9 protein-coding genes, 1 tRNA gene and 1 other annotated feature are annotated in these 11771 nt (G+C 37.7%); of the genes, 9 read left to right on the top strand and 1 reads right to left on the bottom strand.

Translation table 11 applies throughout. The features are described from left to right. The first annotated feature begins 60 nt into the window (after nt 1-60). From IEW44_RS11840 to pheT, 5 genes are all read left to right on the top strand, one after another. Nucleotides 61-133: transfer RNA gene (locus tag IEW44_RS11840), tRNA-Glu, on the top strand. A 469-nt stretch (nt 134-602) separates the two neighbouring features. Then, nucleotides 603-1058 (top strand): competence protein ComK, encoded by a 456-nt coding sequence (locus IEW44_RS11835; RefSeq protein WP_188615257.1) that lies wholly within the window; start codon nt 603-605, stop codon nt 1056-1058. Between the two features lie 78 nt (nt 1059-1136). Then, the gene (locus IEW44_RS11830) at nt 1137-1889 is read left to right on the top strand and encodes a TrmH family RNA methyltransferase (RefSeq protein ID WP_188615256.1); all 753 of its coding nucleotides are present in this window, start codon (nt 1137-1139) and stop codon (nt 1887-1889) included. Between the two features lie 51 nt (nt 1890-1940). Then, nucleotides 1941-2173, top strand: a binding site (T-box leader). Nucleotides 2174-2221: 48 nt separating this feature from the next. Continuing rightward, nucleotides 2222-3259 (top strand): phenylalanine--tRNA ligase subunit alpha, encoded by a 1038-nt coding sequence (gene pheS / locus IEW44_RS11825; RefSeq protein WP_188615255.1) that lies wholly within the window; start codon nt 2222-2224, stop codon nt 3257-3259. A gap of 12 nt (nt 3260-3271) precedes the next feature. Then, nucleotides 3272-5689, top strand: a complete 2418-nt coding sequence (gene pheT, locus IEW44_RS11820) for a phenylalanine--tRNA ligase subunit beta (RefSeq protein WP_188615254.1) — start codon at nt 3272-3274, stop codon at nt 5687-5689. A gap of 80 nt (nt 5690-5769) precedes the next feature. Here the strand turns inward: pheT and rnhC are convergent, their stop codons facing one another. After that, entirely contained in the window at nt 5770-6666 is an 897-nt protein-coding gene (rnhC, locus tag IEW44_RS11815; RefSeq protein WP_188615253.1) for a ribonuclease HIII, read from the bottom strand. A 139-nt stretch (nt 6667-6805) separates the two neighbouring features. Between rnhC and zapA the strand changes: the two genes are divergently transcribed. The 4 genes from zapA (at nt 6806) to IEW44_RS11795 (ending at nt 11759) form a co-directional block, all read left to right on the top strand. After that, a complete protein-coding gene (zapA, locus tag IEW44_RS11810; protein WP_188615252.1) occupies nt 6806-7066 on the top strand; it encodes a cell division protein ZapA in 261 nt (86 codons plus the stop codon). 4 nt (nt 7067-7070) lie between these two features. Beyond that, on the top strand, nt 7071-7607 hold the full coding sequence (locus IEW44_RS11805) for a CvpA family protein (protein ID WP_188615251.1): 537 nt from the start codon (nt 7071-7073) through the stop codon (nt 7605-7607). 73 nt (nt 7608-7680) lie between these two features. Further along, complete coding sequence (gene polX / locus IEW44_RS11800; protein ID WP_188615250.1) at nt 7681-9384, top strand: DNA polymerase/3'-5' exonuclease PolX; 1704 nt, start codon at nt 7681-7683, stop codon at nt 9382-9384. Nucleotides 9385-9398: 14 nt separating this feature from the next. Beyond that, nucleotides 9399-11759 (top strand): endonuclease MutS2, encoded by a 2361-nt coding sequence (locus IEW44_RS11795; RefSeq protein ID WP_188615249.1) that lies wholly within the window; start codon nt 9399-9401, stop codon nt 11757-11759. Nucleotides 11760-11771 lie beyond the last annotated feature (12 nt).

Here is an 11771-nt window from a genome sequence, read left to right as displayed (position 1 = left end):
GGCGCGAGGGTTCGAATCCCTCCTTCTCCGCCATCATGTTGAGTGGTAGAAAAAAGGCAAGGCCCCCTTGGTCAAGCGGTTAAGACACCGCCCTTTCACGGCGGTAACACGGGTTCGAATCCCGTAGGGGTCATCAAGCACTTAAGACGTTTCGTCTTGAGTGCTTTTTTCTTTTCAAATAAATCGGAGATGTAGATCTAGGTAAGGAATTGATCTATAATCCTTCACAAATCATGAGAAAAAGCTGAAAAAGATACATTTGTTTAAAATAGCATAATACCTAAAAAAAGTGATATTTATCGTTATTATTACAAAAAGCATTCATAAAAAAATGGAAATTTAAAAGTAAAAATTTATGATAATAAAATAAAGGTACGCTATTTAAAGCAGTATTCTATAATGAATAACTTAAGGATAGACCATTATAAAAGTGAATTTTACTAGTTATTTTGATATACAAAAAAGATAAAAACTTCAAAAATATGATAAGAAAAGATTGAATTAACAGATTTTAAATTGTAGAATACATGGTAAGTTGTACAAGGTGAATTGTATGTAGTCATTAGTCTGTAGAAAGTAATTTATTTTGGAGGCGTTGGCATATGTTAGTATGGTACAAAAATGATATAGCTTCACCGATGGTTACAAAAGAAATTTTATTAATTGAACCATGTATGCATAGTAACTACCTAGCGAGAATTATTACAAAAAATGATAAATTTTATACAACACATAGCCCAGTAACCATTATAGATAAAATGTGTTTAGCTAATGGCAGTTCGTTAGCTGGAAGGTTATCAGGATCAAGACATATTTTAGGTGTTAAGCGTTTACCACCATTATTTATTGGCGGGACGCCTGTATTTGCAATTCAGTTAAAAATGTCGCAAGAAAAAACATTATACTTATTTACATTAGACTTTAAAACATATCCAGCAGCTGAGAAAGGTAGCTATCTAGAGTTAGATGATAATGGCTACAGGGTATATGTCAAGGCTTCATTAGCAACCATTGCACGTAAATGTCTTGAAGTAGGTTATTTAATGTTGAAATTATAGCTTTTACAGTGCGAAGATACGTTATAATAAAAATAATATGTAGTAAGGGAGGCAGCTGCGATTAGCAGCTATAAATATATGAAACGTATCGAATCTATACAAAATGCTACTGTTAAACAGTGGAAGAAGCTAGCAACTACGAAAAAAGAGCGTGATAAAAGCCAAGCTTTTTTTATTGAAGGTTTTCATTTAGTAGAAGAAGCCTTGAAAAATAAAGAACGTGTCTTACAAATTATTGTGCGTGAAGACGTAGCACTTCCTATGTTGTGGGATACAGATGATATACCAATGTTTGAAGTAACAGCACAAGTGGCTAAAGAGTTAGCCGAGACAGAAACGACACAAGGGGTATTTGCTGTTTGTAAGCAGGAAAGTAACACTAACTTACAAGGTAAACATTATTTATTATTAGATGCTATTCAGGACCCTGGCAATTTAGGAACAATGATTCGTACAGCAGATGCCGCTGGAGTTGAGACCGTGATTTTAGGCAATGGTACTGTAGATGCTTTTAATGCTAAAACATTGCGCGCTGCTCAAGGTTCACATTTTCATATCACATTAATGCGTATGGATTTAGAAGAAGCTTTAGCAAAATTAATGGCGCAAGATACCGTGATTTATGGTACATCATTAGATGATGCCACTTTATTAACAGACGTTTCACCAGCAGAAAAATGGGCTTTAATTGTAGGTAATGAAGGCAGTGGCATCTCACCTCAATTACTCGCTAAGACAGATGAGAATATTAAAATCCCTATGCGTGGCAAGGCAGAGTCACTTAATGTTGCAGTAGCAACGGGTATTTTACTTTATCGTCTTATTTTATAAACCAACTTGACTTCCTTTGTATACCCCGTATAATTAGGATGAATGTAATAAATAAATGCAATGATGAAGGATTAGTAAAAGAGGGTACATTTCACAGGGAGTATGTGTCATAGACTGTAAGCACATATAAAGTTGTACACTTTGAATTCACCTTCTGAGCAGCTACTTAGACCAACACATATGTTGTAAAGGTATGCCGGTCTCTCAGACCGTTATGTTAATGAAGTGACTGTTACATTATAACAGTAACTAGGGTGGTACCGCGATTAGTCCTCGTCCCTTTTTGGGATGGGGTTTTTTTGTGTTTTTTTATTTTAAGGAGGTTGTCTAATATGGAGCAACGCTTGCAACAACTAAAAGAAGAAGTATTAACAAAAATTAAAGAAACAGTAAATATGAAGGAATTACAAGAGGTGCGTGTTGCGTATCTAGGTAAAAAAGGACCGATTACAGATTTATTAAAAGGTATGGGGAAATTAACAGCTGAAGAGCGACCGAAGATGGGTGCGCTAGTGAATGAAATGCGTCAACAAGTAACGCAAGTGTTAGAAGAGCGCATGACAAAATTGGAACAACTGGCTGTAGAACAACAGTTAGCTGAAGAAGCTATTGATGTGACTTTACCAGGTCGAGCAATTCGTGTGGGGAATCGTCATCCATTAACACGTGTTATTGAAGAGATTGAAGATTTATTTATTGGTATGGGTTATCAAGTGGCTGAAGGGCCAGAAGTAGAACAAGATTATTATAACTTCGAAGCCCTTAATTTACCAAAAGACCATCCTGCACGAGATATGCAAGATACGTTTTATATTTCCGAGGAAATATTGTTACGTACACAAACTTCACCTGTGCAAGCTCGTACTATGGAACAAAAGGATGGGGAAACAATCCGTATTATTTGCCCAGGTAAAGTGTTCCGTCGTGACCATGATGATGCTACTCACTCACATCAATTTATGCAAATCGAAGGCCTTGTTGTAGGTGAGAATATCCGCATGAGTGATTTAAAAGGGACACTAGATTTATTTGCCAAGAAAATGTTTGGTGAAAATCGTGAAATCCGCCTTCGACCAAGTTTCTTCCCATTCACTGAACCATCTGTTGAGATGGATATTTCTTGTTTCCGTTGTGGTGGAGATGGTTGTAATGTATGCAAAAAGACAGGTTGGATTGAGATTTTAGGGGCAGGTATGGTGCATCCTAATGTGCTAGAGATGTCAGGCTATGATCCGAATAAAGTATCAGGCTTTGCTTTTGGTATGGGTGTAGAACGTGTTGCCATGTTGAAGTATGGAGTGGATGATATTCGTCATTTCTATACAAATGACATGAGATTTTTATCACAATTCCATGAGACAGAAGCATAAGGAGGAAGAAACATGTTAGTATCATTAAATTGGTTAAAAGATTATGTTGATATTTCAGCATTAACAGAAGCTGCATTAGCAGAAAAAATTACACGCTCAGGTATTGAAGTAGATGCTGTCATGGATATGTCTCATGGTATGAAACATATTGTGATAGGGTATGTAAAAGAGATGGCAAAACATCCACAGGCGGATAAATTAAATATTTGTCAAGTTGATGTAGGCGCAGAAGAGCTTCAACAAATCATTTGTGGCGCGCCGAATGTAGCACAAGGACAACATGTTATTGTGGCATTACCAGGAGCTGTGTTACCAAATGGTATGAAGATTAAAAAAGCAAAGTTACGTGGTGAAGTTTCCAACGGTATGATCTGTTCACTACAAGAGCTTGGTATTGAAGGTAAAGTGGTACCTAAAGCATATGCAGAAGGAATTTATGTATTACCTTCAACAGCTACTGTTGGTGAGAATGCATTGCGTTATTTAGGTTACGAAGACACAATTTTGGAATTAGATTTAACACCTAACCGTTCAGATGCTTTGTCTATGTTAGGCGTAGCGTATGAGGTGTCAGCTATTTTAGCGCAACCTTTAACATTACCTAATACTACAACAGTGCTATCTCATGAAAAAGCAACAGAACAATTGCAAGTACAAGTAGAAGCAAAAGAAGCAAACCCAATGTACGTAGCTAAAGTGATCAAAAATGTTCAAGTGAAGGAATCCCCATTATGGCTACAACAACGTTTAATGGCAGCAGGTGTCCGTCCGCTAAATAATGTAGTAGATATTACAAATTATGTATTGATGGAATATGGTCAGCCCCTACATGCCTTTGACTATGAACGTGTGCAAACAGGAAGAATCACTGTGCGCTATGCTAATGAGGGTGAAACACTAACTACATTAGATCAACAAGAGCGTGTATTATTACCAACAGATCTAGTGATTACGAATGGTGAAGTACCTATTGCCTTAGCAGGTGTGATGGGTGGTGCTAACACAGAGGTTACAAACGCTACAACGACTATTATTATTGAGTCAGCTTATTTTGCTGGTGCAGGTGTCAGACGTACATCACGCAGATTAGGTTTACGTTCAGATGCTTCAGCTCGTTTTGAAAAAGGTGTAGACCCTAATCGTGTACAACAAGCAGCGGACCGTGCAGCACAATTACTAGTAGAGTTAGCAAATGGTGAAGTATTGGCTGAAGATGTTGTATTTGATGAATTAAATAAAGAAGCAAAAACTATTATTGTATCACCTGATTTTGTAAATCGACACCTGGGAATGAAGATTCCGATGGAAGAAATGATTACGATTTTAGAACGTCTCCAATTTGGTGTAACGGCTCAAAACGGCAAGTTACTTATCACAGTGCCAACACGTCGACAAGACATTAAAATTCAAGAAGATGTTGTGGAAGAAATTGCACGTATTTATGGTTATGATGAAATTCCCAAAACGTTGCCAGAAGGTGCTGTTCAAATTGGTAAACTAACACCTTATCAAGCAGGGCGTCGTATTGTGCGAGACGTTGTGGAAGGTGCAGGTTTATATCAAGCGATTACGTATTCTTTAACTTCAGAAGAATTGGCACAACAATTTGCCATTGCGACAGGTGAAGTGACAAAATTAATGATGCCAATGAGTGAGGAGCATAGTACATTACGACAAAGTTTAATTCCACATTTACTGCAGTCTGCAGCACATAATGTGGCGCGTAATGTAAGCACAGTAGGATTATATGAAATAGGTTCCGTCTTTGTTGGTAAACAGGAGACAAACCAACCATATGAGCGAGAACATATTGGCGCTGTGATTACAGGTCAGTGGGTAGATCATGCTTGGCAAGGCGAGAAGAAAGCCGTTGATTTCTTTGTAATGAAAGGCATTGTAGAGGCATTACTTACTAAACTTGGTCTGGCAAATGATGTAACATTTGTTAAAACGGTAGTGGACGGTTTGCATCCAGGGCGTACAGCACATATTATGCTAGATGGTAAAGTGATTGGTTTAATCGGTGGGTTACATCCTACAACGGAAAAAACAGTAGGCTTAAAAGAAACATATGTTATGGAGATGGACCTGCACATATTATTAGAGTCAGCTATGACAAAACCGGCTCTACAATACGCAGCTGTACCACGTTTCCCAGGGATGTCACGTGACATTGCGCTTATTTTAAATCGCGAAACAACAGCTGGAGAAGTGAAAGCGGTAATTGAGTCAGCAAATGTAAAATTATTAAAGAATATTCATGTGTTTGATGTATATGAAGGTGATAAAATGCCAGAAGGTAAGAAGTCTGTAGCGTTCTCATTAACCTATTCAGATCCTGCACATACATTGACTGATGAAGAAGTAGTAGCAGCACATAATAAAGTATTAAAAGCCTTAGCTACAATTGACGGTTTAGAAGTACGTTAAAACAAACTTAACAATAAAAATATCAGATCAAATTTATTTGGTCTGATATTTTTTGTATTTAAAAGGTAAAACTTATTTTATTAGCACAATTTTCGTGCCTTATCTGTGTTAGCAAAATGCCATTTAGTGATAGATTGTAAAAACTCCTCACCTCTTGTTCGTAAAATACGAGCAGCTACTTCGTCCACTTTATGACCAGCTCCTTTTGGTAATGGGTAGCCTACTGTTTTACTTAATGCTTCCATCTCTTTTACAAAAGCAGCTCTTGCTAAAATACTAGCTGCCGCAACAGATAGGTGAATTTGTTCAGCTTTAGTCGCAAAATAAACGCGCTCATGTACAATGTCTTTACGACCCTTTAAATAATTAAAGTACACATCTTTAGTCGCGAACTGATCAATTAAAATGGCTTGTGGATAATGGTCCAATTGGTCAATTACAAGACGTAACGCTTGGTTGTGCATCCACCCTTTCATTTTCCCTTGTGAGAAACCTTTTGCTTGAAGAGTATTGTATTTAGGGTTTTTTAAAAGTAATACTTTATGAGGGCAAGCAGCTTTAATCAGTGGTGCTAATGCTAGCATCGTATCATCTTTCAACAATTTAGAATCTTTAACACCTAATGTTTGTAATAAAGGAATTTGCTCTTTACTTACATAGACAGCTGCTACTGTGACAGGGCCAAAATAGTCACCAGTACCTGTTTCATCAGAACCTAAAACAGAAAAGCTTGAAAAATTTGTTGGTAAAGTAGTGTTTGGTTTAGAGGTGGGGGTTGTCATGTAAGGTTTTGCATAATGTTCAGCATTAGCCCCTTGAAATAAACACTTGCCTGAACGATATAATGTAATAGTGCAGCCATCCACCTTGGCTGAAAAGCGAACACCCGGCGCTTTATTCTCTATTTTATAAGGTGTGAAAGTAGTGATAATCTTTTCACAGAGGGTATTATCACAAGTTAAAACAACATTTGTCATAAAATGATTCCTTTCTATGTGTTCTCTTTATTCACAAATGAATCTCTTTCATGGTATCATTATAGATAGCTTTTTGGGTAAAGTAATCAGGAATTTATGGCGATAAGAAAGTGAATTGGTGTTTGAGGAGGTGCTATGCTTGCAGGAACAAGAAAAAAATCGAATTGCTGTGACCATCCATGGTAGCACATACTATATGGTAGGTACAGAAACGGTTGGGCATATGCGTCTCATAGCGTCAATGGTTGACGATCGCATGAAAGAAATAAAACGTAAAAATCCATCACTCGATAGTACGCAACTCGCTGTATTAACAGCAGTTAATATGGTGAATGAAAATGTGGAGCTAAAAGAGTATATTGAAGAACTTGAAGAACAATTAAGAAAACTAAAGGATTGAGTGAATGATAGACTTATTTATTATCATTCTGTTAGCGATTGGATTTATTATGGGAGCAAAACGAGGCGTAATTGTTCAAGGTATGCATGTGGCAAGCATGGTTATCTCCATCATTGTAGCGCTAATCTTTTATAAATCACTAGCAGAAAAATTTGTATTTTGGGTGCCTTACCCAAGTATAGAAAGCACAACAAAAACAGCACTAGACTTAAGTAAAATCGATATTGACGGTACTTTTTATCAAATTTTTGCTTTTGCACTTCTTTACTTTACCGTTAAACTGATTGTTAAACTTATTATTACTTTTTTTGATCACTATGCTTATTTACCAGCATTTGAATCAACAAATCGTATTGTTGGTGGTCTTTTAGGTTTAGTGGAGTATTATATGACGATTTTTATCGTGCTTTATTTACTGGCATTACTACCATTTGAATTTTTAGTGGCACGTATGCAAAATTCTATTTTAGGTAAACTGATTGTAGAGTATACGCCTGGTCTCACGCAACTCATGCAAAAATGGTGGTATGTGTATTCGTAATGTGCAGCATATAAAGATGTATTGTAAGGCACTTTTCGTCTGAAAGGTGTCTTTTGTATTAGGGGGATGACAGATGAATAAAAAACAAGTAATTCGTAAATTAGAAGAAATAGCGATTTATATGGAAATCAAAGGAGAAAATCCTTTTAAAATCAGCGCTTATCGTAAAGCGGCAGCAGCTCTTGAAAATGATGCACGCGCTATGGATGAGATGGAGGATTTAACAAAAATAAAAGGGATTGGCAAAGGTACAGCTGAAGTCATAAGTGAATTTCTTGTGACAGGTGACAGTGTTGTATTACAAGCATTACAGCAAGAAATCCCTGCGACATTAATGTCCCTATTAAAAATCCCAGGTTTAGGGGGTAAAAAAATAGCGAAATTATATGATGAGTTAGGTATTGAGAGTATTGCCGATTTAAAAGTAGCATGCGAGGCACAAGAAGTACAAAAGCTAGCTGGGTTTGGCGCTAAAACGGAAGAAAAGTTGTTAAGTGGTATCGCTCAATTAGAATTACGTGCTGAGCGCCATGCTATTTGGGAAATTGAACCTATCGTTAAAAAAATTAATGAATGGCTAAGCACAAGTGAAGATGTACAACAATACGCTGTAGCAGGTAGCTATCGTCGCGTTAATGAAACCAGTAAAGATGTAGATTTTATCGTAGCCACTTCAGCGCCTCAAGCATTAAAAGAAAGGCTACTTGCCACACTGGATATTCATGAAGTTGTAGCTGCGGGAGATACTAAAGTCTCTGTTGTTTTGACGGACAATTATATGCCTGTGGATTTCCGTTTTGTAGCATTACAAGAATATGCAACAGCATTACACCACTTTACAGGCTCTAAAGAGCATAATGTACGCATGCGCCAAATTGCTAAGGCACGTGGTGAAAAAATTAGTGAGTATGGTGTTGAATTAGTAGACGGCACTATGAAGACATTTACGAGTGAAGCGGCATTTTTCCATCACTTTGACTTGCCTAATATTCCACCAGCTTTGCGAGTAGGACATGAGGAGTTTGAAAGAACTAACTTTGAGCAGTTGATTCAACATAAGCATATTGTGAGTGATTTACATATGCATACGACATGGTCAGACGGAGCGAATAGCATTGCTCAAATGGGTGATGCACTTCAACAACGGGGTTATACACATGCTGTTATTACTGACCACTCACAGTTTTTACGCGTAGCAAATGGTTTAACGCCAGAACGATTAGATGAGCAGCGCATGGAAATCGAAAAATATAATCAAGCACAACAAAACTTCCGTTTATTTGCAGGCACAGAGATGGACATTTTACCAGACGGGACGTTAGATTTTTCAGACGATGTATTGCAACGATTAGATTTTGTAATTGCCTCTATTCATTCAAGCTTTAATCAATCACAACAAGAAATTATGGCGCGTTTACATAATGCGCTATCAAATCCTTATGTCCATATGATTGCGCACCCTACAGGCAGAATTATCGAGAAGCGTGAAGGCTATCAAGTTGATATGCCACAACTTGTGGCATGGGCAAAAGAATATGGTAAAATTTTAGAGTTAAATGCTAATCCATACCGTTTGGATTTATGTGAAGCACATCTGAGATTGGCGATGGAGGCAGATGTACCAGTTGCCATTAATACAGATGCTCATGCCATCGAGCAATTAGATTATATGCCACTTGGTGTACAATATGCACAAAAAGCATGGGTGAAAACGGATTTAGTTGTGAATACATGGACGAGAGAACAATTTGAAACATTTATAAATCGACAGAAATAAAGGAGGCGTTCTAAATGATTGCAGAACGCGCATTAAAAACATTAGAATTTGATAAAATTATTGCACACGTAGCAGAACATTGTACATCAATCATTGGAAGGCACGCGATTGAACAATTGCAGCCTGCTACGAAGTATGAAGAAGTAACGCATTTATTAGCTGAAATGGATGAGGGGTTAGCTATACTCCGAGTGAAAGGGAACGTACCTTTAGGTGGTATTTTTGACATTCGTCCATCGGCACGCCGCGCGCAAATTGGAGGCGTGTTAGCAGCTATGGAGTTAATGGAGATATCCAGTACGATTAGAGCAAGTCGTATATTACGTTCATTTTTGACAGAAATTGAAGAAGAACAAGAAATTGCTATTCCTTTATTTTTAGCAAGACGTGATGCTTTGCCACAACTAACAGGTTTGCAAAATGAAATTAACATGTGCATTGATGATAATGGCACAGTAGCTGACAGCGCAAGTTCAACGTTGCGTTCTATCCGACAGTCTTTACGCGCTGAAGAGGCTAAAGTACGCAGTAAGCTAGAAAGTTTGATTAGAGGAAGTAATGCAGCAAAAATGTTATCTGATCAAATTGTAACAATTCGTAATGATCGTTATGTCATTCCTGTTAAACAGGAGTATCGTTATCATTATGGTGGGATTGTGCATGATCAATCCGCTTCAGGACAAACATTATTTATTGAACCAGATGCTGTTGTACAAGCGAATAATGAAGTACATCGTTTAAAAATGAAAGAACAAGAAGAGATTGAGCGCATTTTACAAGCATTAAGCGTATTGGTACAAGAAGTTGCACCCGAATTATTCCACCTAGTTAAACAGTTAGGCGAAGTGGACGCTATTTTAGCAAAAAGTAAATATGGTCAAGTAAATAAATGCACGATGCCTATAATTAACCAAGACGGGCGCATTCATTTAATGCGTGCAAGACACCCTATGTTACCAATCGAAACAGCTGTTCCAAACGATATTACATTTGGTAAAGATGTGACAGCTATCGTTATCACAGGGCCTAACACAGGTGGTAAGACGGTGACATTGAAAACAGTAGGATTATGTACATTAATGGCGCAAGCAGGATTGCCAATCCCAGCTTTAGATGGCTCAGAATTGGCTGTATTTGAACAGCTATTTGCAGATATTGGGGATGAACAATCTATAGAACAATCATTATCAACCTTCTCCTCACATATGGTGAATATTGTAGACATTTTAGCTGCGTTTGATGAAAATTCACTCGTACTTTTTGATGAGCTGGGGGCAGGGACAGACCCACAAGAAGGGGCAGCTTTAGCAATATCCATATTAGATGAGGTGCATGCAAAAGGTGCTAGAGTCATGGCAACGACACACTATCCGGAATTAAAGGCGTATGGTTATAATCGCCAAGGTGTAGTGAATGCGAGTGTGGAGTTTGATGTAGAGACATTAAGTCCAACGTATCGTTTACTAATTGGTGTGCCAGGACGTTCTAATGCTTTTGAAATATCAAGTCGCCTCGGGTTACCTGAACATATTATTGCACATGCTAAAACGTTTACAGGCACAGATACAAGAGCAGTAGAGTCTATGATTGCTTCATTAGAGACATCGCGCAAGCAATCTATGGATGATGCCGAAGAAACAGCCCGTCTTTTACAAGAAGCACAATTATTGCGTGAGGAATTAGCGCAAGAAGTCGCAGCATATGAAGCTAAAAAAGAGGCCTTAATGGATAAAGCTAAGGACAAGGCAAGAACGATTGTTAACTCAGCTAAATATGAAGCAGAGCAAGTAATTACAGACTTGCAAAAGATGAAAAAGCAAGCAGCTAGCGCTATTAAAGAGCATGAGATTATTGATGCTAAAAAGCGCTTAGAAGAAGCAGCGCCTCAAAATAAAGTGTTGAAGAAAGCGATTCAAGTACGTGAACGTGCTATTAATTTAAAAGTGGGCGATGAAGTTAAAGTGCTTACGTATGGTCAGCGAGGTATAATTGCTGAAAAGTTAGCCAATGATGAATACGTAGTGGAAATCGGGATATTAAAAATGAAATTACCAAGTAGTGATTTAGTATACATCAAACCTGAAAAAGAACCTGAAATACGTACAACAGCGATGCGTAGCCGCCGTGACGCAGTAAAGTTAGACCTTGATTTACGTGGTGAGCGATATGAAGATGCTATCTTGCGCACAGAAAAATATATTGATGATGCTTTATTAGCTAATTATCACCAAGTATCTATTATTCATGGTAAAGGTACAGGCGCATTGCGTGAAGGTATTCAAACATATTTAAAAAAACATCCACGTGTAAAAAGTTACCGCTTTGGCGAGCCAGGCGAAGGTGGCTATGGTGTAACAGTTGTGCAGTTTAAGTAAGGAGGGGTTAGC

Source organism: Lysinibacillus alkalisoli, assembly GCF_014643595.1.
Lineage (GTDB): Bacteria > Bacillota > Bacilli > Bacillales_A > Planococcaceae > Metalysinibacillus > Metalysinibacillus alkalisoli.
Note: the sequence above shows the minus strand (reverse complement) of the source record. Positions and strands in the feature narration are given on the sequence as shown.

What these genes read in the sequence shown, in the direction of transcription:
- IEW44_RS11835 (WP_188615257.1), top strand. Translation starts at nt 603, where the DNA reads ATGTTAGTATGGTACAAAAATGATATAGCTTCACCGATGGTTACAAAA.
- IEW44_RS11830 (WP_188615256.1), top strand. Translation starts at nt 1,137, where the DNA reads ATGAAACGTATCGAATCTATACAAAATGCTACTGTTAAACAGTGGAAG.
- pheS (WP_188615255.1), top strand. Translation starts at nt 2,222, where the DNA reads ATGGAGCAACGCTTGCAACAACTAAAAGAAGAAGTATTAACAAAAATT.
- pheT (WP_188615254.1), top strand. Translation starts at nt 3,272, where the DNA reads ATGTTAGTATCATTAAATTGGTTAAAAGATTATGTTGATATTTCAGCA.
- rnhC (WP_188615253.1), bottom strand. Translation starts at nt 6,666, where the DNA reads ATGACAAATGTTGTTTTAACTTGTGATAATACCCTCTGTGAAAAGATT.
- IEW44_RS11805 (WP_188615251.1), top strand. Translation starts at nt 7,071, where the DNA reads ATGATAGACTTATTTATTATCATTCTGTTAGCGATTGGATTTATTATG.
- polX (WP_188615250.1), top strand. Translation starts at nt 7,681, where the DNA reads ATGAATAAAAAACAAGTAATTCGTAAATTAGAAGAAATAGCGATTTAT.
- IEW44_RS11795 (WP_188615249.1), top strand. Translation starts at nt 9,399, where the DNA reads ATGATTGCAGAACGCGCATTAAAAACATTAGAATTTGATAAAATTATT.